Source organism: Streptomyces violaceorubidus (genome assembly GCF_000717995.1).
Lineage (GTDB): Bacteria > Actinomycetota > Actinomycetes > Streptomycetales > Streptomycetaceae > Streptomyces > Streptomyces violaceorubidus.
Map to the genome: position 1 here is coordinate 45,187 of NZ_JODM01000010.1, position 24,601 is coordinate 69,787.

A 24,601-nucleotide genomic window follows, 5' to 3' on the forward strand; every position below is an offset into this window, starting at 1 on the left:
GCCGCCGTCACAGGGCTCCGGGGGGCGCCATGGCGCTGGCTCTGCTCCCGCCTCCGACTCCGGGGCGGTGTCCGAGTCGGAAACCCGCCCAGGCCGGGGGCCTTCGGAACAGGTCGGCTCCCGGGGCCCGGCATAGTGCCGATGTCTCTACGCCTGGCGTGACAGGTCGGCCACCAAGAGGTCGAGAGTGGCCTCCTCATGGAGCGCGACGCCGAGGGCGGTCATGGCAGGGGCGAGATCCGAGTCCCAGTCCGCGTCGACCGGCTGACCGTCGAGTGCCAGTTGAGGGATGTCCTCGGCCTGACTGCGAGCGGCCAGATGCTCATAGTCCGCGGTGCCCATGCGCCACGGCCGGGCCTGGTAGCGGCGGATGACCCGGTTGGCCAGGGCGATCCCCGGCCAGTCGAAGTCGCCGTGGTACGCGAAGCGGCAACCCGTGGCGGCGAGGGCGTCAAGAAGCGTGAAGACCACGGTGGCGGCGCTGCCGGACGTGCACACGAGGGGCTGGACGCAGGCCGCGTCCGCCGCGGCTTCCACCACGCGCGGATTCTCACAGATGCGGATCAGCGTTCCGGCGGGTAGTTGCAGCCGAAGGTCATGCAAGTCGCGTGGTGTGAGGTGAACTTCGGCGTGATGGTCGGCCCGCTCCCGTAGGGCGCGCTCCCGCCAGCCCTCACCGTTGGGCCGCAGCCCGTACGTCAGGACTGTGCTGGAAACCTCGTCCGGAGTGACGGACACCAGCCGCCACAGAGCTCGTCGACCGGCCGCGTCGTCGGGGAACTCAGTGCCGTGGGCGAGGGCGACGCCGCGTTGGACGAGACGTGCGAGCCAGGTGCCGTCGTCCAGCCCGTGCGCGGAGCCGGTCGCCATGGCGGCGAGTTCTCCTCGGCCGAGTGCGCCGTCCCGCTCGGGTCCAAGGAGCGCGGTGAGGACCTGGACCGCCTGCTGGAGTGTCCATGTCGCCGCCTCGGGCGTCACTCCTCTCGGAACGCCGGCGCGGCGCAACAGGTCGTACCACTGCCGGGGCCATTCCTGGTCGGCGAGTGGAGAGGCGTCCAGTGACGAAGTGAGGGACGACCACACCTGCTCCCGTCGTGCCGTCGCATCCGCGCGGGCGGCACGGCGGTCGGTGAGGGGCGGGCCGAGTTCCTCCAGGGTTTGCCTGAGCCCGAGTCCGGCGGCCGAGGCACGCAGGCGTGCGTCGAGCACGTCGAGCCGTATGGTCACGGCGGTACCTGTGAGGGGTTTGCCCAGCAGGAGAGACAGGTCGTTGCGTTCCTGGGTGTTCATGGCGGTCAGCCGGAGCGAACCCGTCGCCTGCACGCCGTTGCTCTCCAGGCGTCTGCGCACCCCCTCCCAGAAGCGGGTGAGCCCAGGTCCCGTCAGCCAGACGCGTGTTGCGGAGGGCAGCCCGCTCATACGGACACCAGACGCCGATGACGACCGTTCCAGGTGTAGTGCAGGGTGGCCACGCCACGCACATGGGGATCACGCAGGCACTCGTAGATGTGCAGGGACGGAACCTCGGGCCAGTTGCCCATGAGCCGTTCGCTGGTGAGGACGAAGTCGAGATCGAGGTCGACGAGAATACGGCCCAATCGGCCATGGGTGGGTTCGTCGACCTTCGCGAAGGCGTCGTCCAGGAGGATCAGCCGTGGCGCGTTCGGTGCCGACTCGGCGAGGCTGGTGAAGTGGGCGGCCGCCGCGGCGAAGAGCACGAGGTAGGAGAGCACCCGCTGCTCGCCCTGGCTGAGACCGGTCCGGCCGGTCAGCCGTCGCCGGCGGCCCGGGGCCGCGTCCTCGACGACAAAGGTGTGGAAACGGAACCAGTCGCGGTAGTCAAGGGCGCTCCGCAGATGAGCCGCATAACCGGCTGACGGGTCGGCACGTCGGGCGTCCTCGATCCGGCGCTGCAGTACCTCGCGCAGCTGCCCGGTCTGCTCGCGCGTCCGCAGGCTCGACGGACTGCGCAGCAGCTGAACGGCCGCGCGCACGTCCGCGTCCACGTCCTCGTCCAGCTTCCACCGCAGCTCGACGCCGAGACCGTGCGATGTGCGTACGGTCCGCAGGGTGTCGTTGAGAGCCGCCACCAGGTTCGCCGCGGTGATGACCTGTGCCGAGAGGTGGTCGCCGAGTTCACCGGTCAGGAACCGCTGGAACACCTCACGCTCGCGCTCGGTGAGCCGCCCCCGGGCCTCCGCGGCCTGAACCGCGATCCGCTCGCCCACGACCGCGACGTCATGGGACCCGTGGTCGTCGACCAAGCGGCACACCTTGATCCCTTCGCGCTCCTCCAGCTGCGCGTCGAACCCGCCGGCCAGTTGGTCGCGCAGCTCGGTGTGCCGGTTGAGCAGGGTACTGTCCGACACCTCGCCCTTCGGGCGGCCGAGGGCCTGTGCCACGGCGTCGGCGAGTGCCCGCAGTGCTCGCAGACGGCTGCGGACGTCCGTGCCGGGATCGTCCGACACGTACTCGGGCAGCGAGGAACGGTCAAGGCCGGCGCCCAGCACCACCTCGGGTCGGCCGAGAGCAGCGCGGAGAGCGCTGCCGGTGTCGATGACCGCCGTCTCCTGGTCCGTCAGGTTCCCGCGCAGGCGCTTCTCGTCTTCTTCCGCGCGCACGCGCAGGTCGTGCAGTTGGTCGTGGGCTCGCCCCGCCGCGGGGAGGGCCTGGACGGCGTTCGCGATGCGTTGCTTGGCCTCCTGCTCGCGGGTGAGGATCTCCTCCTCGGACGACCCGATGGCCTCCTCGCGGGTGTGCAGGTCCTGCTCAGCGGTGCGCAGTGCGGCCAGGTGGAGTCGGTAAGCCCCGTCCGCGGTCAGGCGATCCTTTCGGGCGCGTTTGTATCGTTCGGCATCGGTATGGTTCGCGCCGAGCCGCTCGCCCGTGCCGCCGACGGCCCTGCGGAGGTGCCCTACACCGCTGAGCAGGGCAGCGAGTGCGGTGCGTACGCGGTCCAGGGCGGCGGGGTCGCCCGGCAGGTCGTGGGCGGTTGCTGTGGCATCCGCCTCGGCACGCGCCGATACCGCGAGAGCGCGGGCTTCCTCGGCCAGCCGTGCCGCCCGGGTCGCCTTGGCGGTCAGGTCACGCAGTGCCCTCTCCGTTGATTCGGTTCTGCTCCATGCGTCCGCGAGACTCCGTGCCCGGGGGAAGCCCCGTTCCGCGAGCGTGAGAGCCCGACGCATGGCATCCGCAACGGCGAGCTCGTGGCGGACGCCGGCCAGCCGTTCTTCCGTCTGCGTGATCCGCTCCGCCAGCTCGGCGAGGATCCGTCGCCGGGTCTCGGCGCGTACAGCAGCCCCCACGTACTCGGTGTCGCTCTTGTCATGACGGCCGCTGAGCACGCCTAGACGCCAACTGCCGTCGTGGAAAACTGCGGTGTGAGCGGAGGTCTCCTGTGCCGGTGCGAGTGCGATGGCGGTCAGTAGACGCCCCACCTGCTCGGACGTGACGCCGCAACCCGGTTCAGGGGCCGGGCGCAGAGCCGAGGCGAGAGCTGGTCCGTCCGTCAGTACGGGAGCGGGCCGGAGAAGAGTGTCCCGGGTGCGAGGATCGAAAAGCACGCCGTCCGCGCTCACCCACGCGTCCAGAATTCCACTGGCCTCCAAGGCTCCTTCCAGACCGGCTCGGTCGCCCGGAGCGAGATCGTCCGCGAAGTCCACGAGCCGGTAGAAAGGTGCTCCACTGCCCGGCGTCCGCGCGGCGAAGCGATGGTGCGGGGCCGCCGGCTCAGGATCGGTACGTTGCTCCCAGTCCTGCTTCTTCTCCGTCAGGTGGTCGAGTTCCTCGCCGAGCCGGCTGACGTCGAGTGCCTGGGCGTCCCGGCGGCCAGTGAGTTCCTCGCCGTACGGCTCCAATGCGGCCTGAGCGGTCTGCCGCGCCTGGGTGTCGATGTCGGGTGGCAGCGTGCGGTCGGCGAACGGCGCGTCGGCGGAGGTCTCACAGCCGACGCAGGCACGGACGGCGTCCAGAGGCGGGCAGTCGGGACCCAGCGCAGTCCGCGTGTCCGCAACCCACTCGGCGACACGGTCCGCATAGGCGCGGCTCTCCTCGACGACCTTCTGGCGGCTGACGTCGAGACGGCCGGCGGCCTCTTCCGCCTCGCCCTCCAGCCGTTCCCGCTCGGCATCGGCCTGAGCCGCTCCCACTCGGGCCTCGTCCGCCCGTGAGATGAGACGGGTCACCTCCTGAACCATCCGGGCCCGGTTTCTCACGACCGCCTCGGCGTTCTCCAGTTGGCTCTGCCAGGACCGTAGCCCTTCCTGCGCCGTGGCCGTGTCCACCCGGGCCACCGACTGATGACGTACGGTGCGCGTCTCACCGTCCGGAGTCGTCAGCTCTGTCTCGGTGGCCTGGGAAAGAGCCGTGCGCGGCAGAGCCACCGCCTCGCCGAGATGGCCGGTGGGAAGCCCGGCCTTCTCCGCCAGCGTCAGCAGTTCCCTGTGCTCGGTCCCCAGCTCGGCCAGGCGGCTTCCGAGGTGTTCGACACCATCGGCAAGACGCTCAGCCGTGCTCTCCTCAGCGTCGTGTGCGTTGTGCAGGGTGGTGAAAGCGGCCACGGCGGCGGTGTGCAGCGCCTCCACCGTGCTGCGGCGTTCCGACAGTTCGCGCAGGCTGCGGTAGGCGTGACTGGCGTGCAGGGCGGCCAGGTCGGTCCGGGCGGCCTGTTCCTCCTCGCGGAGGCTCTCCAGCCGGCCCTCCGACTCCTCCTCCTGCGTCCTCAGGTCGCTCGTCCGCTGCGCGGCGTCTCCGGCCGCCCGGCGCCGCTGTGCGAGGACGCCCAGCTCGTGGCCCACTCTCTGCGCGGAGGTGCGCAGGACTCCGGCCAGGTAGCCCCGGTAGCTGGTGAGGAACGTGTGCAAGGCAGCGTCGGTGCGTTCCAGGCGGCCGAGCTCGTCCCGTACGGCGTCGAGGTCGTGGAGGTTGCGCGCCACCTTCTCGACCACGTCCTCGTCGAGCCCCGGCAGAGTCTCGCTGAGCAGAGAGGCCAGGCCCCCGTGTTCGATGCGATCCCCGACCGTCGGGCGCCGTAGCCGGTGGAGGAGCTGGGTGAGGTTGCGGTAGCGCGTCGCGTCGGTGATGCCGAACAGTTCCCGGGCTACCCGGGAGCGGTGCAGGACAGCACGGTCGGTCGCGTTGTCGGAGCCGACGATCTCCTTGAGCCGATCGACCGGCAGCGGTTTGCCTGCCTCGACGAGGTGCAGGTCCTCACCGATCCGCAGCGGGGTGACGAAGAATGTCGGCAGCGCCCTCTGGGTCGACTTTGAGGCACGGATTGCGGCACCCAGCGTCAGGTGGCGGTGACCGCCGTCGTCGGCTGTGCCCCGGAACTCCACCCACAGGTAGCCGAGACGGTTGGTCTGCTCGAACCCGTCCAGCATCAGCCAGGCGAGCGTGGTGCGGCCGGTGCCTGTCGCGTCCAAGGCCCGGGAGTCGCCGTCCAAAAGATAGGGGAGCAGCATCTCAAGGGCCTTGGACTTGCCCGCGCCATTCTTGCCGCGCAGCAGCAGCCGCCCGTCGCCGAAGGAGAACTCCTGCTCGTCGTACTGCCAGACGTTCTGGATGCCCGCCCGGTGCAGCCGGAAGCGGGCGCCCGTGCTCGTCGCGGGGCCGGAGCGCGGCAGCGGAACGAGGCCACGCGCGTCGGTGGTCATAGCGGCGACTCCTCTTGAACGTCGGTGGCTCTGCTGGCTGCACCCGGTGGTCGCATGGTGACGTGGGTGGCGTAACGGGCCGCCACGGCCAGCAGCACCCAGCCGTCTCCTCCGGGCCGTGCGCCATGGACATCGGTCACTGTGCGTCCTTCCGGCGCCTCTTCGACGTATCCCTCCGGCAGCCCTTCTCCCTCGGCGCGCAGCCGCCCGGCCCGGACCATCAGCCGCATGCGGACCAGAAGGTCCAGCACGGCCTCCCGCAGGGAGGGCAGGTCCTCCAGATAGCCGCGCTGCCAGTTGCTGCGCTGCCCGTACTCGGCGACCAGCCCGGCCAGCGCCTCGTCCACCAAGCCGTCCGGGACAGCCACCCCGACGACGAGCGTCCCACCGGTAGCAGGATGCCCAGGTTCCTGCGGCCGCAGCCGTTCCACGAGCCGTTCCGCCAGCAGCAACCCGGCCTGTGCGACGGTCCCGGTGCCCGGCAGATGCAGATCCGTCAGCTCCTCCTCGGGGTCCACCAGCGCGGCCCCCTCGGCACGGATCTCCATCTCCAGACCCAGGAGTTCGGAGAAGGCCTGGGCTTCCCGGCGCTGGCGGGTACGCAGCCAGTCGCGCTCTGCGTCGGTCAGCTCGTCGAGATGGACGACGGGCGTCTCGACCAGCATCCGACGCACATAGGTGCGCGGCCCGCCGAACCCCGGGTCCGCTGCCCGCCGGACCAGGTCGGCGCCGTCCCGGGCCTGCGCGAGGGGGCCGGCGACGACCACGCGGGCCAGCTCCCGATCCACCGTGATCAGGGCTTCTCCCCCCGTCTCCTGCGCGATCGCGGCCACATGGCCCTCGGTCTCGATGAGCACGCCCCAGTCGACCAACTGGCGCAGAGCCGCGACCAGGGTCCGCTTCCCAGCCGCCCGGCCCGTCTCCTCCAGCTCGATCCCCGCGTCGGCCGCGGCGGCCCTGATGTCGGCGACCAGATGCGACAGCAGCATCTGCTCGGGCGCGGTCACCAGCACGGACAGGGCCAGAGCGAGGCAGGCGTACGTGTGTGGGGTGAACGGGGTGCCGGTGGAGCGCTCCAGCCGGTGTCCCGAGCCCGCCCCCAGACCTGCCTTGAACAGCCGGGCGTAGGAGCTGTCGACCAGCAGGCGGTAGCCCAGCACCTGCTGGAACCGTTTGCCCAGCCAGTCGGCGTGCCTTCGGATCAGCGGGAAGAGGTCGGCGTGGGGGCCGTCCGACGCGATCAGGGGGTGGGCGAGCAGAAGCCGGGCGGCTGTGCGGCGCTCGGCGGCCAGGGCAACGTCGTGAGTCGAGGGAAGGGTCATGACACACTCGTCTCCGCTTCGCCGTCGGCCGCGGCGGAGATGCGACCGATGTCCAGCTCCAGGTCGTCCAGCAGCAGGTCGCCGTCGGCCGAGTACAGCACCGTCCGCGTGCCCGCCGTCCTGCGCACGGTGAGCCGGATACGCAGTTCGGCGTCTTCGCTGCTGGCCGAGTCGAGGTCGAACCCCGCCGTTCTCTCCCCGCCTGTGCTGACATGCCTACTGAGCTGTGCGTTTCCGAGTGCCGTGGCCAGCAACTCCAGAAGCAGCCCGAGCGCCGCCGACGTGAGGCGTACGTCGGCGAAACGGCCGGACGCGCTATGCAGTTCGTCCGCGGCCGCTGCCCTGACCGCTGCCCGCTGACGGGCGGCCTCACGCAGCAGCTGCTTCTGCGCGGAGTGGTCCTCTACCGCGGAGGCCCGGCCCCGCTGGGCGCGGCTGCCCCTCTCACGCAGGGCCACCGGCACTTCGACCACCGGACCGGTCCACCAGCTCGTGGAGGCGGGCACCACCTCGTCGGTGGCGGGAGGTGTGCCCAGATGGCGGGCGCCGTACAGCCCGAAGGCGGCGACGGCGATGTCGTGTGCGTCCTGCGGCGCCGCTTCGTCGAACCAGCGGGCCAGCCGCAGCAGATCCTTGCGCCTGGACATCTCCCCGGTGGCCGAGCGCAGCATCCGCTTGGCGTTGGCGAGCAGCGACTGCAACGCCCGCAGGGTGGCGTCCCGCAGCTGGTCGACCTGGCTGCCCTGGCCGTCGGTGTCGCTGAACCAGCCGCGCAGGCCCTCCCAGTCCGCGAGCTCGCGGCCCCGGCTGCGCTGGACCCGGACTTCCAGGCGGGTTTCGCCCTGCGCCGCGAGCCCGGTGAGCCCTTGGGCGTGGGCGTCCAGCCGCTCCAGCAGAGCCGGGATGTGTGGCCCCAGGGTGTCCAACGCCGCCGAGATCCGGGGCGCGCGGAACGCCACGTCCTCGGTGATCGCCTCGACGTAGTCCAGGAGCAGTTCCTTGAAGCCCTGATATTCGGCGCTGTCCAGGTCGTAGCGAGACAGCACCTGGCCGAGGTAGGCGTAGAAGTCGCGTATGGAGTCCGCGAACTCGGTGAACTGCACGAACAGCGTGCTGATCCGCTCCAGACCGTCCTGTGGCTCTATGCCCCCGGGCGTGGTCACCAGGTCGGCCAGCTCCCGCAGCCCCCGTTCGACCAGTGCCAGCAGCTCGTTACTCACCTCACGGGCGGCGTCGGCCTCGGACAGGACCCCGTCGGCGTCCCGCTGGATGCGTTCGCCCAGTTTCGACAGCTGGTAGCGCGAGCGAGAACGCTGGTACTCACTGATGCTGGACGCGTTCACCGCGTGGCTGCTGCGCAGCAGGTTTCCCCACTGCACCAGCTGTTCCAGTCGGACCGTGAGGGTGTCGGCGTCGAGTCCTGCGGCGGAAGCACCAGCCTGGCGCAGTTTGGCCATGATGTCAGGGACGGCGAGATCCGCCAGCAGTGTTCCGCAGAAGACCCGCATGATCGCGACGTGCTCCAGACGCTCGGGCGCGCTGAGGTACGTGTACGCGTTGAGTCGTCGGCGCGCCTCCTCGTCGGCGTCCTGACCTGCACCGGATGCTGATGCCCCCATGCCCGTGAGGTTACGCGGCGCATACGAGCGTCGCCGGGGGGTGGCCGAAAATGCCACGGACGTGTACCGGCCCGTGGCGATTCCCGTGGCAGCGGCCTGTGCGGCATGGGGGCGTCCGGCGTCCCCGGCTCACTCTGAATGGGCCCTTCGGTTTCTGTACTGGGCGGCCTCCAGAGAAGGCTTGTTCGGGGACGGACGGACTGTGTGCCCGCCTTGCGGGTGACCCGCCCCCTGCGGGGACTGAGGGGCAAGCGGTCCTCGACGCTGGGCCAACGGACCCGCAGAGCGATCGTGTGACCCACCGTCGGCAGCTCACCCAGGTGGTGAAGACGGAGTCAGGAGGTCGACGCCGCACAGGGCTGCGAGTTCCTCGGCGACGGATGCGAGTGGTCCTCGTAGCTCAGCCAGGTCCGCACGCATTTCGGGGGCCCGATTCCAGTTCCTTTCATGCTCGACAGGGCTGACGTCCGGCGGTCGAGTCGCTTCGTGTTCCTGGAGCGCTGGGTGCCAAGTGGTCAGGAAGGGACGTAGCTGGGTGTTGGTGAGCCGCGCGGCGACAGCGGGGAGGGTCAGAGGGGTTGCGGTTTCGGTCGCGACTCGGTGGAGCAGCTCGCGTGTCGTGGCGAACAGTGAGTGGAGAGAGGCAAGCGCTTCTCGAAGGGAGCCATGGTCTCGGGGAAGGGGTTGGACTCCGACTCGGGTGACCAGTTCGACCTGGAGGTCGAAGGCCGCCGCTCGTTCCAGCGGGCTGGGACGGGTGCCCACTGAAGCAGTGGGCACGAGCTCGACTTTGAGGGGACTCGTCGTCGCAGGCTGGTCCGGAACCGCAGTCCGGGGCGAGGCGCCCGGAACGAGCGTGTGCAGGAGCACACGACGGAGGTCTTCCTGGCGGGCCACGTTCGCGTCATGGCGCTGTACGGCTCGCGCGAGCAGCGGATGGATGGTCCAGGACCGGTCGTGCAGCGGTTCGTGGCACAGAGCGCCGGACCCGCGAAGAGCCTCCACGGCCTCTGAGACGAGGGCTCCCACGTCCCACGGGTCGTAGGGGCCGACGGAGGACAGGACGTCTTCCAGGGCTGTTTGGGACAGCTGTGCCGGGCAAGCGAGAGCAAGCAGCCGCAAGACGTCATCAGCCGGGCCAGCGCCGGACAGCGGTCGTGGCAGCAACGCCGTCGCGAGTGGACGGCGAGCCGGTGCGCCGGTAGCGGACACCGATCGCGGGCTGGCCAGGACGTCCGGGCCGTGGGCGTGCAGTCGATTGCGTACGACGACGAAGGTACTGGTGGCCGTGAGGTCGGCGAGGAGATCCAGCGCCTCGGGATGCCCACCGACATCGCGGACGAGCGCGAGAGCGGCAGCGTGTTCCAGCTCGTCGTCAGGCACGCGGCGGGAGGTGAGCAGGCGGTAGCCGTCGGCGTCCGACAACGGGGTCACATCGACGCACTCGGCGAAAACCGTGTACCGGAGGGACCGTGTCGTGATCAGGGTGGCCGTGAGCAGGTGCGGGCCGCGCAGGAGATTGAGCTGGTCCGCTGCGAGTCCGTCTGGGACGCCGTCCACCACCCACAGACAGGGCAAGTTGCGCTCTCCCAACGCGACCGCGAGGTGGCTGAGCAGGCCGGGCAGCGAGGGCGTCGAGGCAGTCACTCGTAGGGCCGCGAGCACAGTGGAGACCTGTTCCGCGTAGGACTCCATTGCCTTCGAGGGCTGCTCTTGGTACGGGTGCAAGTCGAACCAGAAGACGCCGCCGGGAAAGGCCGAACTGAAGTGAAGCGCGTACTCCTGGGCAAGCAGCGACTTGCCCAACCCGGGCATGCCACGCAGTTGCGCGCCGCGTCCTCCGCCGGCCTGGTCGACCAGCGGAGCACGGTGACGGTGGAGCGCCGTGTGGATGCGCCACTGCTCGGGCAGGCGCCCGGTGAAGCGGAACGAGCCCGTGCGGGCCGGCGCGGGAAGCCACGGGACGATGGACGCGTCCGCCGCGTCTCCCATGAACGTCGTGACGGTGTCCACATGGTCGGCTACGCGTGCGGCGAGGCGATCGAGTCCCTCCGGGGTGGTGGGCCAGGGCCAGTGTCTGGCGTCTCGTAGTTCAACCGGGTGGACGTGGTCGGAAGCGGGTTCGGGGTTGAGTACGAGTGTCCGTCGGTGGGGATCACCCTCGCGCTGTCCGGTCAGGTACGCGTAGGTGAGCTCCCACTGACACGCTCGCCGTTGCGGGTAGTCCGCCGAGTACAGGGCGAGCAGTATCCGGGAGTGGGCCAACGCTTCCGTGATGGTGGCGGTGATGGACGTGAAGTCGTCCACGGCGGTGTCGTCGACGAAGACGCGCAGGTTGTGTGCCTGGAGCGCGGACACGAGCGCGCTGACCTTGCCGGCGTCGGACCGGCTGTAACTGATGAAGACGTCCCACTCCCGTGCGGAGGCGTCGGGCGTGCTCATTTCCGCCTCCTCGTAGGGACCTCAGCCGACGGGTTGTTGCCTCCTACTCGACGGCCGAAAAATCGATGGGGGGGGGGCGTGGAATGCTTGGTCGTCCGGGACCGACGCACGACGTGCCTGCACGGTGAAGATCGTCACCTTGCCATCATGCGACACGGCATCCGCATCGCGACGTCACCGCATGGGGCGTCATTCCTGCGGGCCGGTTCTCACCCCATCCTGGTGCGGCACCGTGGAGTGGGTCTGTGTAGAGCGGCCCGAAGGGCGCAGATGCCGCTCTGGATCGCGGATGCCGGCGATCTCCCCGAGCCCGATCACGTACGGCCGCAGCCGCTCCTGCAGTTGGCGGAGCTCCGCGCGGAACGCGGCGTTCTGCGGCCACTCGGACTCGTCCTGGTCCGGGTGACGGGCTTCGAAGTCCCTCAGGCTGGGGTGCCACTTGGCGAGGAACGGGGCGAGTTCGAAGTTGAGGATGTCCAGGGCCAATTCGTACACCGAGTCACCCTTGGCAGGGGGAGGAGGGGTCGTGTGGCCTTCCAGTGGCTCGCGGTAGAGGTCGAAGAGCGTCTTGAGAGAGGTCAGGGCCTCGCGCAGGTTTCCGCTGCCGTCCTCCAGCGGGCGGGTGGCGACCCGGGTGGCAGCTTGGAAGAACATCCGCTGAGCGGCCTGACGCATGTCCGTCTTGGTGGTGAACGACATTTCGTTACCGAGAAGGACGAGGCGGACCTCGGTCAGCTGAGCGGACCTGCGGTACAGCTCCAGACCGAGGGCCACGGCGACTCCGATGAGGCAGCCCACGATGATCGACAGCCGTTGCCCGCCGGTCTGGCTGATCGAGTACGCGGCGATACCGATCACACTGCCCGTGACGCCGGCTAACACCGCTCGCAAAGCCATGCGCACCGCGTTGCTGCTCCCACGTCCACTCCACCTGGCCACCGGCCCCCCCCTTGTCGCGCTGCCGCTCTGTCGTGTCCGGCGGCCCCCGAACCTGAACGGCGGCCACCTCCTGCCCCCCGGAGTTCGTCGGGCTCTGCTCCGGCGAACGTGGTCACGCCACTCTAGAGGGGGCACCGCGGTAGCTGACTCGGCGACAGCAGTTTGGGCCTAAGAGGTCCTAACAAAGGCGTCGAACGTGGCGGTGGGTGATGAGGCAGGTGGCGAGGCCGAGGAAGGCCTCGTGGATGTCGTCTCGTTGTTCCCCGCGGATGCGCAGGCGGCGGAAGCCGTGGGGCCAGGTGATGGTGCGTTCGACGGCCCAGCGGAAGATGCCCAGGCCGGAACCGTGCGGCTGGCCGCGTTCGGCGATCACGGGCCGGATACCGCGCTGCCACAGCAGGCGCCGGTACTTGTCGTGGTCGTAGCCGCGTTCCGCGAAGAGCATGTCCGGTCGTCGCCGTGGCCTGGCGACGAGGCCGGCGACCGGTGGGACCTTGTCGAGCAGGGGCAGGAGCTGGGTGACGTCGTTGCGGTTTCCACCGGTCAGCGACACCGCGAGCGGGATGCCCTGGCCGTCGGTGAAGACGTGGTGCTTGCTGCCCGGCCGTGCGCGGTCGACCGGGCTGGGACCGCTTTTGGGCCCCGCCGGGCCGCCCGCACATGGGAGGAGTCGATCACCGCCCTCGACCAGTCCAGCTGCTTTGCCGACCGCAGCTTCTTCAGCAGCACCAGGTGCAGCTTCTCCCACACACCGGCCTCGTTCCGGGCCGCCAGGCGCCGCCAGCAGGTCATCCCCGAGCCGAAGCTCAGCTCCTGCGGCAGGTACTCCCACTGGATGCCCGTGTGCAGCACAAACAGGATCCCGCACAACGCCTGGCGGTCCGGCACCCGCGGACTGCCCGCCACCAGCTTCGGACCCGGCTTCGGCAGCAACGGCTCGATGAGCGACCACAGTTCGTCCGACACGATCCACGGCCGCGACTGACGCTTCCCCACGACCCGACCGACGAGCAGACAAGCGGATGGTTACTTGATCAACAACTTCTGTTAGGACGTCTAAGCGGCATCTTCCTCTCGCACCACGTCAGCGATCTGCTGGGCGATTTCTTCGATGGAGTATTCGCTGGTGCTCATCGCGACCTTGTCCGCGAGGGAGGGGCTGTAGCGCCGAACGTCTTCAGCACTCAGGTTGTGCCAGATCGGCAGGAGGGACTGTTCCCCGGCAACATTGCGGGTGACGAGCCCGTCGAGCTCGTGGTTGGGCCAGCCTTTGGTGATGAAAGACGTCGAGAGAACGACGACGCCGAATCGGCTTGCCCCGATCCCTTCGTCGATCTTGCGCCGAAGGCTGTGACCGATCCGCAACTGGGCTTCGTCGAGCCATACCGCCACGCCCAACTTGGTCAGCGCGTCCCGGAGAGGGCGGGCAACGGCTGCCTTGTCCTCCGAAGCGTGAGAGATGAAGACGTCCCAGGTCTGACCGCCTAGCACATCGCCAGGAGGTTCCTCCGGCTCATGGACCGCCACGGACCGTGCCGGGTTGCGCTGAGGATCACGGACCGGAGGGAGGAAACCCCGCGGGGGCGGCTCCACCCGGACAGACGCGTCGATGCGGCCGGCGTACCCGCCGAGGTCGATGGCAACGACCCAGTGTCCGTTGCTGGGGATGGTGACCTGGAACGGGGATCGCGTGACACGACCACCCAGGTACCGGTACCGCCTCCCCGACTTGTAGTTGCTGTACTCGCTGCGCGTCATCACCTGGACGTTGGCTTGCTTGCGCAGGGTCACGACGACCGTGGAGCCCTTCTTGATGCTGCCGAGGTCTTTGTAGAGGTGTTGCACGAGCTCTCCTAGGGGACGCGCGGTACAGCACGTCTCAGCCTAAGGACGGGCACTGACAGTCCGGGGCTCGCGAACAGGAGCTGGGTTGCACGGCTCCGTCGTCTCGCACTCGCTACCCACTGGTGCTGCCCGCGCTCTCGGTGCGGCTTCAGATGGGAGCCGCCCTGGGGCCGGAGTCCGGACTTGCTCCCAAGATGGCCCCACAGACCACTCAGGGGCTTGACCCGCTAAGCGGATCAAGCCCCTGACCTGGTAAATCTCTGTCGGGGTGGCGGGATTTGAACCCACGACCTCTTCGTCCCGAATGAGGTTCGGGCAAGATCGAGACCGGCAGTGATGGGTATCTGTGCTGGTCAGCGGCTTGGTGTGAAGTGGCCCCGCGTGGCCTCGGTGGGCCTCCGTTGGAAGATCATCTCCCAGATTTCTCCCAATGGGGAACGGCTACCCGCGGGATCGGCGCGGACCTGTGTGGTTGCCGCAGCAAGTTTGCGTGTCAGGTGAGCCTCTTGCGGGCGCGCCGGGTGTACGTCGTCGTCCCGTTCCACCGGGACTCGCGCCCCGCCGCCCTGTTCTCGCGCACGTGACGTCCGGCATGCGCCGGTGCCTCGGGGCTGCCCAGCACGCTTTCCGAATGTTCGTACGGGGGGTCGGCGACACCCGGGGGCGTCCTGAACTGCAGTGGAGCACGTGGATCGGGGTGGGGCGAACTGCGCCGAACGTCGGTGAATGCAGCCAGAACTGCGACCAGGCGGTCGGCGCCTCGCTGACTGAGGAGCGCCCCAGATTCGTGGCCTCGGTTGCCCCAGATCGTGTATGCGCATTGTCCCCTCGGAGTGTCAGTGGTGCCCGGTAGGTTCTGCTGGTGCACGTCACCACGAACGGGGAGATATATCGATCATGTACGACGCCGAATTAATGGCCGTGGCCACGGGTGCGGCCAGCACGCTCGTTGCGGCCATAGCCGCGTCGGGCGCCGAGAAGATGCGCCTGAAGGTGGCCTATTTCTTCCGCCGTGCCACCACGGAACAACAGAGATCGGCTGCTCAGGCAGTGGATAACACCGCTACCCAGCTCACTTCGCCCTCTCCAGAGACCCAGGCGCTCGCAGCGACCGCCTGGGCGCATCTCATCGCCCAGTACCTTGCCGAGCACCGAGATGCCCTGAGCGAGGTGGACGAACTCGCGGGGCCCACCCCGCCGGCCTCGAAGGTCTGGAACCAGCACAACACCGGCACTGGAACGTTCATCGGTGGTGACGTCCATGGTGGCCTGACCTTCAACTACGGCGGGGCGTCAGATGGCGGACGCTGAGCACCGGGATCAGCACAACCACGGGTCTGGCACGTTTGTAGGCGGCGACGTCCACGGTGGCCTTTGGCAGGTCTTTCTCCCGCCGTACGGGAAGAAGGCGTCCGACGATGCCACGCCGACGAAGCGACAGTCAGAGCAGGACCACGACGGTGGGGATGACTATGAGGGCGTTCTGGAGTCTCTGATCGGGGCTGCATGGATTGCCGCTTCGGCTGGTCTGGCTGTCGTCTATGCGGTCATGGGCTGGCCTTGGACCGACCACGATCCGGATCCGGGCGTCGCTGCGCGGATTGGAGGAGGGCTCGTCGCCTTCTACATCTGCTTGGCCGCGGCGGCTGCCTTCTTCGCCCGTCTCGCTCAGGTCTTCGAGCTCTGGTCGGAACAATGTGCCATCACGGCTGCTCAAAGCCGAGGTCGGTTGGTTGCCAGGCCCCCTGCGTCCATGTCCAGGGCTACAGCTGGCTTGACGGCAGCGGCAGCTGTCGCAGCCGAACTGCTCGCGTCCTTGTACGGCTGGTCCTCTATCGGGGGCGAAGTATCGCAACGCGCGCATCTGGCCCGTCTCAACGCCACTGCAAATGCGGAGTCGGCTCGTGCTGCGGCGAAGACGCGCAGGGCATAGGCATGTGCGCCGCCGACCGGCCATCCCCGGTGCGTGCCGGGTTCGGTTGCGCGACCAACTGGGGGGTGCCCAGATGCGGATGATGCCTGCACGTCTGTACGGGCGCCTGCCCTGATACGGGCCGTATAGCAGATGTCTCGTGTATCCAATTATGAAAAGAAACTGACCACACATCACATCTGGCGCTAGCGTCACAGATGTCCCTGTGGGCCTAGCGGCCCCGTACCCTTGCATCCCAGGACGCTCGTGAAGATCAAGCGCATATGTATCGAGAACTTCTGCTGCCTGCGCACGCTGGACGTCTCCTTCGATGGCATCACCTCTCTCATTGGCCCCACGGGCGTTGGTAAGTCGACTGTGCTGCGCGCTCTTGACTGGTTCTTTAACGGAGACAAGGGCGGAGAGATTGCGGAAGAGGACGTTCACTCGGCGGCGGAGGGCAAGCGGATCCGTGTGGAAGTGGAGTTCGACGGGCTGACGGCTTTCGACCGCGCCGCGTTGGGCTACTACGCGCCCGACGACGTTGAGACGGTACGGATCTGGCGTACCTGGGAGGACGGGGACGATCGGATCACTGGGAAGGCCCTGGCCTACCAGCCGTTCGACGAGATCAGGCGGCATGAGGGGAAACGGGAGAAGCACAACGCGTACAAGGCTCTGCGGGAGAGCGACGCCGGACTTGACCTGCCCGCCACAAAGAGCTGGGACGATGCAGACGCCGCGATGCGCGTCTGGGAGTCGAAGAACCGCGGTCGGCTCGCTGAGACGGACGTCGAGGGCACACAGTTCTTCGGGTTCGCCGGCCAGGGGCTGCTTGCCAAGCTGATCGACTTCGTGTTCATCTCCGCCGACCTCCGCGCATACGAGGAGGCGGACGACGGCAAGGCCACGGCGGTGGGTCGGATCCTTGAGCACGCGGTGGACCGATCCGAGGCCGACGCTCGGTTCACATCGATCGAGGACGCCGCCCAGACGGCTCGCGAGAAGGTGCACGAGGAGGTGTACGGGCCGATGCTGAAGAGGCTGTCGGGTTCGCTGTCCGACGAAGTCGCCAAATTCAGCACGGGGCGGCACATCGTCGTGAAGCCTGTTGCACAGACTCCGAAGCCGGCCAAGACGACTTTTGCGGTCAGCATCAGGGACGGCGCGGCTATGACCTCGGTGCGTCGCCAGGGGCACGGCTTCCAGCGAGCCCTGATCATCGCCGCGTTGAAGTACCTTGCGGAAACTCGTCGGCCTGAGGACGGGACCCGGTCGCTGTGTCTGGCGATCGAAGAGCCGGAGCTTTTTCAGCATCCCGCGCAGACAAAGGTCTTCGCCCAGGTTCTGCGCGGCCTCGTCTCTTCGGCAGCGGACCGAACTCAGGTGATGTACGCGACTCACAGCCCGGTGTTCATCGACCCGCGCAACTATAAGCAGATCCGTCGACTGGTCAGGGTGGGCAGTGGGCAACACCCCGATGTCAGCGTGCGACAGCTCTCCGAACAGGATTTGATTCAGTCCCTCATCGGCCGAGTATCAGACAGGTCCATCCGGCGTCATGCGACCACGCGTTACGTCAAGGACCTAGCGGAGGGGCTTTTCGTCGCGGCTGCTGTGCTCGTCGAAGGGGAGGCAGACGAGGCGGTCATCCTCGGGTTTGCCGAGCAGCAGGGCCTCAGTTTGGGCGCGAACGGCATTAGCGTGATCAACGTGGAAGGCAAGGACAATCTCATCCTCGCCCACGCCATCCTGAGGGGGTTCGGCGTCAACTGCTACGTCGTCTTCGATGGCGACGCGGGCCCCAAGGCGTTGGTCGGAAAGGCAGAGGCAGTCCGCGCGGCGGGCGAGAAGAACATGAACATCCTTGGCTATCTCGGCGCTTCAGCGAACGCTCGGCCAGCTACCGCATGCGAGGCGACTCATACGGTGTTCGAGGATGACCTGGAGACGTATCTCGCTGAGCACTGGCCGGCGTGGACTGAGCGTCGAAAGGAGTTGGCGAAGCAGGGCGATGGCTACGTGGCCGACTGCAAGCACGCTCCGACGTACGCCGAGGCCGCTCGTACTGCCAGCGGGGAGCCGAAGCTCCTGTACTCGCTTCTGGAGAACGTGATGGCGCTGGCCAGTTAAGAGGTCGTTGCATTTGGCAGGATCGATATCCTGTGCGAATGGAGAGCGCGGTTGAGACCGCTTGCCGCATCTGTGGGCTGGATGACGGGAATGCTCTACGAGCACGGGTTCCCTCGGCATGTCGTCTGCGAGTGCTGCTACAACGAGTCCGGCATCGGTGATGACACCGTGACGCAAGTTCGCGAGCTGCGCGCTGGGTGGGCACGGTGCCCCATGGCGCAAGCCGCAGCGGAAACCGGCAGACTGCGATCTGCTGGGTCAATTGGCCAACATCCCGCAGCCATGGCGCTGACCCGCCCCGGTACCAACCGTCACCTCACTCGGTGACGGTTGGTGCCGGGCCGGGGTGCCTGCTTCACGTCGGCCGGCGCTTCGGCGGGACCGCCCCTGGGATCACGTCAAGGCTCAAGTGCTCCTTGAACAGATGGACTAGGTTGGCGCCGTCGAGCAGTTCGAGACGTCCGTGCTCATTGGCGAACGCCTCGCTGGCCCGACCGAACCATGAGGTCGTCACCAGGATGCCCTTGGCAGCGCGTTTGTGTTCCACGACGCCGGCCAGGGCAGAGACGGTCTCGAACGGCACCACGTTCTTGGTGCGTTTCGCCTGGATGATGCACAGGCCCTTCATCACCGGGTCGGTGTTCATCGCGATGGCGTCGACACCCTCGTCCTTGGAAGGTTGGGTGTTCACGCTGTCCAGACCGATGGCTTCGAACAGCTGCCGGATCAAGTGCTCGAACTCCGTGGGCGTCAGGTCCATGAGCACCGGGCGGCTGTCCAGCCCTGCCACGACGTCCAAGCTGTCCATGAGCCGGAACTTGCTGAGGTCGAACGTGACCAGAGGTCGCACGGGTTCCAATTCGTACGGGTTCGGCGAGATCAGTGAGCGCAGCCGCTTCAGGCAGGCCCGAGGGTCCACCTGTGTCAGGACCAGCTGCGCGAATTCCTCCCGGTCCGTCTGGAGGGTGATCAGGCAGGGATGTACTTCGCGCCCGGTGGCCCGGTCGATGGTGGCCACATGCCCGTTGAGGGCGATCGATTTGACGGTGCCCTCAGTGTCAGCGGCGAACAGCTCGTGCACTGTGCGCAGCGCGGTCTGGGCAAGGACAGAAGCGTAGAGCTCCTTGCGCTCCTTGTCGGGACGGGGCACGGGATTGATCTCGTCGCGCGACTTCACGTAGCGATATGCGCGGGCCGCGGGAACGACGTCCTCCAGCGGGAGGTCGATCTCGACGAGCAGGTCACCGGTGTCTGCCTGATACGAAACCCGGTGTGCCTTGGGGAAGCCATGTGGGTACGTGGAGGCGGCGAGTGCCTGGTCGATGAACCACTCCACGGCCTCGACGTCCCGCTCGCGGTAAGCAGCCCGGCGTTCCTCGACGCGGGCGTTCCACTCCTCGACTCGGGTGGCCTTCTGCTGGTTCTGCTCCGCGTGCCTGGTGCGGAGCTTGTCCAGCTTCTCGACGCGCTTCGTCTCGTCCCGCGCATGGTCGCGCAGTGCCTTGTCGAACCGCACGCGAGCCGATTCGACTTCGGCGTCGTATCCCTTGCGCCCGAAGCCGAGCGCGCCGAGGAATCCGCGTGGCGGTTCCGGTTCGTACTCCTCCCAGCGGGGCTGCGGGGCAGCCTTGGTCCGACCCTTGGGAGGGCTGAAAACTGTCGGCGTGAACTCCTGCTTGAGCCGGTCGAAGGTCAAAGGGCTGCCGCCCAGCACAGCTGTTCGCAGAAGATTCGCCAACTGCTCGGTGTCGTTCTCGACCACGTAGGTGCGGTCAGCAGCCTCCTGCGCGCGGGCCGTCTCGTGCGCGAGCTTCTCCTCGCGCGCCTTGCGTTTGGCCTCGGCCTCGGCGGCCCTGCGTACCTTCTCGGCCTCCCTGGCCTGCCGCGCGCGTTCCCTGGCATAGGGATCGTTCCCGCCCGCCACATTTCTGCCTGCCACTGCGCCCCCAGGTCAGTGCATGATCCTTCTGTCGAACCTCCGCAGTATTGCCTACCCATCCGACAGCGTCAGGAGGCTCTAAAAGTCTGGTGACGCTGTCGCTGGAGAACCAGCCGGCCGACGGCCGGGCTCTGCCTGGCACCGGAACAGGGTGTTCCGGAGGATGGATCGCCGATCAGCCGGAGGTCAGGACCGCTCGTATGCCCACGCCTGACCAGTCTGGCGGTACTCCTCGACCGGGATCGGGACGACCCCGTCCTTCATGCGGGCTGTGTAGACGAGGCCGTCGAGGTGGTCGATCTCGTGGTGGATGAGGCGGGCGAGGCCGCGCTCGTAGACGGTGGTGACGGTCTCGCCGGTGAGGGTCGTGGTCTCGACGGTGATCGTCAACGGTCGGCTCGCCTCGTCGAAGACCAGGTGCCCTTCGAATTCAGCGCCAGCCACGAGCATGCGCTGATGTGGCGACGTTTCGGAGTCAGACCTGCCACCGGGGCCCCCGATCCCTGTGCCACGGACGCGAAGTACTGCATCTACAGCGAGGCGTTCGGCGCGTATGTCTACACACCCGCGTGGGTGAAGAAGATCGTCAGGGAGATCGGCACGATCGAGAAGTACCGTTCGGTCTTCGGTAGGGAGCCTCGCATGAAGAGGGTTACCCAGTTTCCGAAGCAGCCGAAAGCGAGCAGCCCGCAGCAGCACAGCAAGTCCGCCTGAGTACGCAGCAGGAGCGTTACTCACTCGCCGAACAGACCGTCCTGCACGTACTCGACGACCTTCCGCTCCGGGTAGAAGACGGCCAGCAGCATGAACGTCTTGGGATGGGCCGCGATGTTCCCGACGAAGAAGTGAACGGCTCTGTTCGGGGCACACATCCGCGTGTACCAGCGCTCGCGGAGCGCATCACGGACCCCGTGCTCGCCGTACTTACGCAGGAACTTGCGGTACGACTGACCTGCCTCCCAGTCCTTCAACCCCATGTCGTGTGTCGGGCAGTCGCCATCGGCGCAGCGAAGGCTGTAGCGGAGGTCGAGCGGTACCCACTCCAGCGGGTTCAGCTCCTGCTCGAACAAGTCGAGTTGGTCGGCCAGCGCGGCCTTGGAGACAGACCATGGCTCGGCAGCCTCCAGCCGGAAGCGGGTGATCTCGGCGGGGCGAAAGACACCGAGAGACGTTCCTCGTTTCTCCTGATCCCTCTTGATGGCGCAGAGCGACGGGGCGACCAGGGGCTCCACGTGCCGATATCGCTTCTGCCAGCCGCCGTCGGGCGGTACCTCGCCCACAATCTCCAACGTGTCGAGATACGGACGGAGACTCTCTGGGCGGGAGTCACGCTCAAGGCGGTGTGGCTCGACGTCGACTTCGATGATCGAGTACTTGGAGAACTGCGCCTCTTCGCTGAGGAGCCGGAAGGGCACAGGGAAAAGCCGCACGTGCTGCGGCTCGCCTTGATCGAGGCGTATGCCGGCCACACAGCTTGTCTCGCGGTATTTGCTGGACAGCTCCGGGTACGTCTTGACCGTGATCATGATCCGTGCGCGCTGACGCTTCCCGAATGCCGACGACGCCATGGTGTGCCCCCTCCATCGATCTCCCCGATCTGATTGGACGAGAGGCATGCACCGCTGGCAAGGGCACCTGCGAAAGCCGAGGACGAAGTCAGGCCAAGGGATTCACTGGCACTTGGACCCGGTTGCGGACTGTCTCCAAGACGACCTGCCGGTGACAGCGACTCTCGTCCTTCTCGAAGCACAGCACCGCGACCCGCGACGCTCGGGCGTGTTCTGCGAGGCGGTCAAGGTCGGCCTGGGCCTGTTCGGATCGCAGTAGGCCACGGAAGCGCGCGCACCCCATTGCCACACGGCCGTCCCAGAAGGGCTCCCGATTGTCCTTCGGATTGCCCAGGCCACGAAGGTGCGTGTACTCGATGCCGGCTTCGGCCAGAGCCTCCCCGAGACGGGTCTTATTGAAGCCCTTCTTGCGGCTGATCGGGGTGAGCCGTACGTCCGCTACGACACCGATGTGACTGTCGACGAGAGAGGCGACGAATGAGTCGATGTCTCGACCTTCGTATCCGGCTGACCAGAGACCGGGGGTAACAGGCGGGGCTTGAGTGACCCGAAAAAGATCATCGAGGGAGACGGAAAGAGCCTCAGCCACCGCGCCGACGGTGAAGAAACCTGGCTGGATCGCTCCCTCACTCTCAAGTCGGCGCAGCGTCACGGCGGCGATGCCTGCCTCTTTAGCCAGCCGTTCACGCGTCCACCCACGGTCCTCCCGCAAAGCCCGCACTCGCTGGGCCAGCGCATGGGCGGGGTCGTGGGGAGGTGCTGAGCGATGACCTGCCATGGACGGTGTTCCTAACGACCGTTGGGGCGGCCCGCCGCGGCGTTCCTGGTCAGCTACGAGCCCTGGATTCGCGAACGCGCAGGTCTGAGGACGCTTGAGTGTCACCCATCCTGCGGCACTGGAGACTGGTCCTGGGAGAAGCCGACCAAGATCTTCTCCCAGATTTCTCCCAAACGATCTCCAGGAACCACTCAGGGGCCTGACCCGCCATGCGGATCAGGCCCCTGACCTGGTACTTCACTGTCGGGGTGGCGGGATTTGAACCCACGACCTCTTCGTCCCGAACGAAGCGCGCTACCAAGCTGCGCCACACCCCGATCGTCGCTGCTCGTCGCGGCGACGTCGTTTACTTTAGCCCACCGGTGGCTGGAGACGAAATCCGGTTTACCGGGGGCGGCGGAGCGGGTCGGGCCGGATGTGGTCCAGGGCGACGAGGAGTACGCCCAGGGCGTAGAGGGCGAGGCCGACCAGGAGGGCGTTGCCGAGGACGATCTTGTACCCGTGCTGGTCGACGTCGAGGAAGGGGTAGAGGTAGCGGTCCTGGGAGCCGGGGAGGAGCAGCTCGCCGCGGGCCAGCGAGAAGGCCAGGTAGGCCAGGGGGTACAGGAGCCAGACGGGGGCGTGGCGCAGGTGCAGGTGGCCGGAGGGGGTGAGCAGGAGCCAGTCCAGGGCCGCGGCCACCGGCAGGGCCGTGTGGAGGATGTGGGTCGCGGCGGTCTGCCAGGCCGTGCCGGTGCCGTCGGGTGCCGCGAAGGGGCTCGACGCGTGGGTCAGGAGCAGGTGGTGGACCAGGCTCGCGGCGACGACGTAGAACAGGGCCGCTCCCGTGAGGGCACCCGGGAGCGGGTGGTGGGCGGACCAGGCGCACCGGGCGGAGGCGAGCATGACCAGGGCCAGCAGTATGCCGCTCTGGATCGTGAAGTGGCTCAGGGCCGTCGTGGGCGACCCGCCGGCGAGCAGCTCGATCGTCACGCCGGTCACGGCCAGCGCGGCGATCAGGCCGCGGAAGACGGCGACGAGGCGACGGCGGGCCGGGATCAGTACGGCGCGGGCCGGTACGACGGTGGGCGGGAGGACGACGTGGCCCGGGATCGGGGGGAGGTCCGGGATGTCCCTGGGTATCGGGGCTGTCATGGCCTCAACGTAGGCAGACCGGACATAGCGGGCTATGTGAGTGGGCCGTGTGGGTTACCCCCCGGGCAGCCCCGGCTCCCCGGCTCCCTCGGTTCCTGGCTCCTCCCCGGCTCCCCGGATCCCCCGGATCCCCGGATCCCCGGATCCACCCCCCGCCGGGAATCGGGTCAGCCCTCCCGCCCCACCAGCGTCAGCAGCGTCGCCTCCGGTGGGCAGGCGAAGCGGAACGGGGTGTAGCGGTTCGCTCCGCAGCCGGCCGAGACGTGGAGGTAGGCCGTGTGGCCCTGGGACGTGTGCGTGGACAGGCCCTTCACGCGGTCGGTGTCCAGGTCGCAGTTGGTGACCAGGGCGCCGTAGAAGGGGATGCACAGCTGGCCGCCGTGGGTGTGCCCGGCCAGGATCAAGGGGTAGCCGTCCGCCGCGTAGGCGTCCAGGACGCGCAGGTACGGGGCGTGGACCACGCCCATCGAGAAGTCGGCCGTGCCGGACGGACCGCCGGCCACCTCCGCGTACCGGTCCCGCTTGATGTGCGGGTCGTCCAGTCCCGTCAGCTCGACCGACACGCCCTCGATCTTGAGCGAGCCCCGGGTGTTCGTGAGGTTCTGCCAGCCCGCGGCGTCGAAACCGTCGCGCAGGTCCTCCCACGGGTTGTGCAGGGCTCCGACGACCGGCGGGTTGCCGTTGAGGCCGTGGCGGCCCTGGACCTTCTCGAGCAGGTACCGGGCGGGGTTGCGCGGCCGGGGACCGTAGTAGTCGTTGGAGCCGAAGACGTAGGCGCCCGGGAACTCCATCAGGGGGCCCAGGGCGTCCAGGACCTCGGGGACACCCTCCGGGTCGGACAGGTTGTCGCCGGTGTTGATCACGAAGTCGGGGCGCAGCCCGGCCAGCGAGCGCAGCCAGCGCTGCTTCCTGCGCTGACCGCCGACCATGTGGATGTCGGAGACCTGGAGCACGCGCAGGGGGCGCATCCCGGAGGGGAGGACGGGGACCGTCACCCGTCGGAGGCGGAAGGAGCGGGGCTCGATCCCCGCCGCGTAGATCAGCCCGGCGGTGCCAACCGCCGTGATTCCCAGGGGTACTCCGTATCGCGCGCGCATACCTCCATCGTGTCAGAAGCGGTGAGTGAACCGACGAGGGGAATCGGTGGACGGAATCGGTGGACGGAATCGGCGAGGGGAATCGGTGCGGGGCATGGGTGCGGGGAATCGGTGGGCGTAAGCGGTGGGCGGAAGCGGCAGGGGGATGCGGCAGGGGGATGCGGCAGGCGTGAACGGCGGGTGGAAGCAGTCGTGAGAAGGCAGTGCCGGGACGCCGTC

Annotated in this window: 17 protein-coding genes and 1 tRNA gene; 3 read left to right on the forward strand and 15 right to left on the reverse strand. The window is 67.9% G+C overall.

Annotated features, from left to right (window positions below; genetic code table 11):
- Positions 1-147: 147 nt before the first annotated feature.
- The 8 genes from IE94_RS0115215 to IE94_RS0115255 form a co-directional block, all read right to left on the reverse strand.
- A complete protein-coding gene (locus IE94_RS0115215) occupies positions 148-1,419 on the reverse strand; it encodes a TIGR02679 family protein (RefSeq protein WP_030183857.1) in 1,272 nt (423 codons plus the stop codon).
- Positions 1,416-5,654: a TIGR02680 family protein gene (locus tag IE94_RS0115220; protein ID WP_030183860.1), complete on the reverse strand. Its 4,239-nt coding sequence runs from the start codon at positions 5,652-5,654 to the stop codon at positions 1,416-1,418. The genes IE94_RS0115215 and IE94_RS0115220 overlap by 4 nt, the downstream gene beginning before the upstream one ends.
- Positions 5,651-6,976 carry a TIGR02678 family protein gene (locus IE94_RS0115225; RefSeq protein WP_030183864.1) on the reverse strand — a complete coding sequence of 442 codons (1,326 nt, stop codon included), beginning with the start codon at positions 6,974-6,976 and terminating at the stop codon, positions 5,651-5,653. Before IE94_RS0115225 ends, IE94_RS0115220 begins: the two co-directional genes overlap by 4 nt.
- Positions 6,973-8,595 carry a TIGR02677 family protein gene (locus IE94_RS0115230; protein ID WP_030183868.1) on the reverse strand — a complete coding sequence of 541 codons (1,623 nt, stop codon included), beginning with the start codon at positions 8,593-8,595 and terminating at the stop codon, positions 6,973-6,975. Before IE94_RS0115230 ends, IE94_RS0115225 begins: the two co-directional genes overlap by 4 nt.
- A gap of 312 nt (positions 8,596-8,907) precedes the next feature.
- Complete coding sequence (locus IE94_RS0115235; RefSeq protein WP_030183869.1) at positions 8,908-11,037, reverse strand: tetratricopeptide repeat protein; 2,130 nt, start codon at positions 11,035-11,037, stop codon at positions 8,908-8,910.
- A gap of 189 nt (positions 11,038-11,226) precedes the next feature.
- On the reverse strand, positions 11,227-11,934 hold the full coding sequence (locus IE94_RS0115240; protein WP_051777513.1) for a hypothetical protein: 708 nt from the start codon (positions 11,932-11,934) through the stop codon (positions 11,227-11,229).
- A gap of 220 nt (positions 11,935-12,154) precedes the next feature.
- Positions 12,155-12,972, reverse strand: a protein-coding gene (locus tag IE94_RS38075) for an IS5 family transposase (RefSeq protein WP_425337967.1) whose coding sequence is annotated in 2 segments (ribosomal slippage) — positions 12,155-12,640 and positions 12,643-12,972 — 816 coding nt in all. Because the reading frame shifts where the segments join, the coding sequence is not laid out codon by codon here.
- Positions 12,973-13,032: 60 nt separating this feature from the next.
- A complete protein-coding gene (locus IE94_RS0115255; protein ID WP_030183884.1) occupies positions 13,033-13,821 on the reverse strand; it encodes a DUF1883 domain-containing protein in 789 nt (262 codons plus the stop codon).
- 897 nt (positions 13,822-14,718) lie between these two features.
- On the opposite strand from IE94_RS0115255, the gene IE94_RS0115260 reads away from it, so the two are divergent.
- Together IE94_RS0115260 and IE94_RS0115265 are read left to right on the forward strand one after the other, a co-directional pair.
- Positions 14,719-15,132, forward strand: coding sequence for a hypothetical protein (locus IE94_RS0115260; protein WP_030183887.1), 414 nt, complete (start codon positions 14,719-14,721; stop codon positions 15,130-15,132).
- An 868-nt stretch (positions 15,133-16,000) separates the two neighbouring features.
- Positions 16,001-17,866: an ATP-dependent nuclease gene (locus tag IE94_RS0115265; protein ID WP_030183890.1), complete on the forward strand. Its 1,866-nt coding sequence runs from the start codon at positions 16,001-16,003 to the stop codon at positions 17,864-17,866.
- Positions 17,867-18,221: 355 nt separating this feature from the next.
- Here IE94_RS0115265 and IE94_RS0115270 read toward each other — a convergent pair whose 3' ends face one another.
- Entirely contained in the window at positions 18,222-19,805 is a 1,584-nt protein-coding gene (locus IE94_RS0115270) for a restriction endonuclease (protein WP_245235261.1), read from the reverse strand.
- Between the two features lie 186 nt (positions 19,806-19,991).
- Positions 19,992-20,249 (reverse strand): peptide deformylase, encoded by a 258-nt coding sequence (locus IE94_RS0115275; RefSeq protein ID WP_245235262.1) that lies wholly within the window; start codon positions 20,247-20,249, stop codon positions 19,992-19,994.
- Positions 20,250-20,378: 129 nt separating this feature from the next.
- Here IE94_RS0115275 and IE94_RS41060 point away from each other — a divergent pair, with 129 nt between their 5' ends.
- Positions 20,379-20,519: a hypothetical protein gene (locus IE94_RS41060; protein WP_245235263.1), complete on the forward strand. Its 141-nt coding sequence runs from the start codon at positions 20,379-20,381 to the stop codon at positions 20,517-20,519.
- A 20-nt stretch (positions 20,520-20,539) separates the two neighbouring features.
- Here the strand turns inward: IE94_RS41060 and IE94_RS0115285 are convergent, their stop codons facing one another.
- From IE94_RS0115285 to IE94_RS0115305, 5 genes are all read right to left on the reverse strand, one after another.
- Entirely contained in the window at positions 20,540-21,373 is an 834-nt protein-coding gene (locus IE94_RS0115285; protein WP_030183898.1) for a hypothetical protein, read from the reverse strand.
- An 88-nt stretch (positions 21,374-21,461) separates the two neighbouring features.
- Positions 21,462-22,151: a DUF488 family protein, N3 subclade gene (locus tag IE94_RS0115290; protein ID WP_030183903.1), complete on the reverse strand. Its 690-nt coding sequence runs from the start codon at positions 22,149-22,151 to the stop codon at positions 21,462-21,464.
- A gap of 243 nt (positions 22,152-22,394) precedes the next feature.
- Positions 22,395-22,468 (reverse strand) — tRNA-Pro (locus IE94_RS0115295).
- A 67-nt stretch (positions 22,469-22,535) separates the two neighbouring features.
- The gene (locus IE94_RS0115300) at positions 22,536-23,285 is read right to left on the reverse strand and encodes a Pr6Pr family membrane protein (protein WP_030183905.1); all 750 of its coding nucleotides are present in this window, start codon (positions 23,283-23,285) and stop codon (positions 22,536-22,538) included.
- A 167-nt stretch (positions 23,286-23,452) separates the two neighbouring features.
- Positions 23,453-24,382, reverse strand: a complete 930-nt coding sequence (locus IE94_RS0115305; RefSeq protein ID WP_030183909.1) for a metallophosphoesterase — start codon at positions 24,380-24,382, stop codon at positions 23,453-23,455.
- Positions 24,383-24,601 lie beyond the last annotated feature (219 nt).

Excerpts from the sequence above, each read along its gene's own strand:
- IE94_RS0115215 (WP_030183857.1), bottom strand. The coding sequence starts at position 1,419 with ATGAGCGGGCTGCCCTCCGCAACACGCGTCTGGCTGACGGGACCTGGG.
- IE94_RS0115220 (WP_030183860.1), bottom strand. The coding sequence starts at position 5,654 with ATGACCACCGACGCGCGTGGCCTCGTTCCGCTGCCGCGCTCCGGCCCC.
- IE94_RS0115225 (WP_030183864.1), bottom strand. The coding sequence starts at position 6,976 with ATGACCCTTCCCTCGACTCACGACGTTGCCCTGGCCGCCGAGCGCCGC.
- IE94_RS0115230 (WP_030183868.1), bottom strand. The coding sequence starts at position 8,595 with ATGGGGGCATCAGCATCCGGTGCAGGTCAGGACGCCGACGAGGAGGCG.
- IE94_RS0115235 (WP_030183869.1), bottom strand. The coding sequence starts at position 11,037 with ATGAGCACGCCCGACGCCTCCGCACGGGAGTGGGACGTCTTCATCAGT.
- IE94_RS0115240 (WP_051777513.1), bottom strand. The coding sequence starts at position 11,934 with ATGGCTTTGCGAGCGGTGTTAGCCGGCGTCACGGGCAGTGTGATCGGT.
- IE94_RS0115260 (WP_030183887.1), top strand. The coding sequence starts at position 14,719 with ATGTACGACGCCGAATTAATGGCCGTGGCCACGGGTGCGGCCAGCACG.
- IE94_RS0115285 (WP_030183898.1), bottom strand. The coding sequence starts at position 21,373 with ATGGCGTCGTCGGCATTCGGGAAGCGTCAGCGCGCACGGATCATGATC.
- IE94_RS0115290 (WP_030183903.1), bottom strand. The coding sequence starts at position 22,151 with ATGGCAGGTCATCGCTCAGCACCTCCCCACGACCCCGCCCATGCGCTG.
- IE94_RS0115300 (WP_030183905.1), bottom strand. The coding sequence starts at position 23,285 with ATGACAGCCCCGATACCCAGGGACATCCCGGACCTCCCCCCGATCCCG.
- IE94_RS0115305 (WP_030183909.1), bottom strand. The coding sequence starts at position 24,382 with ATGCGCGCGCGATACGGAGTACCCCTGGGAATCACGGCGGTTGGCACC.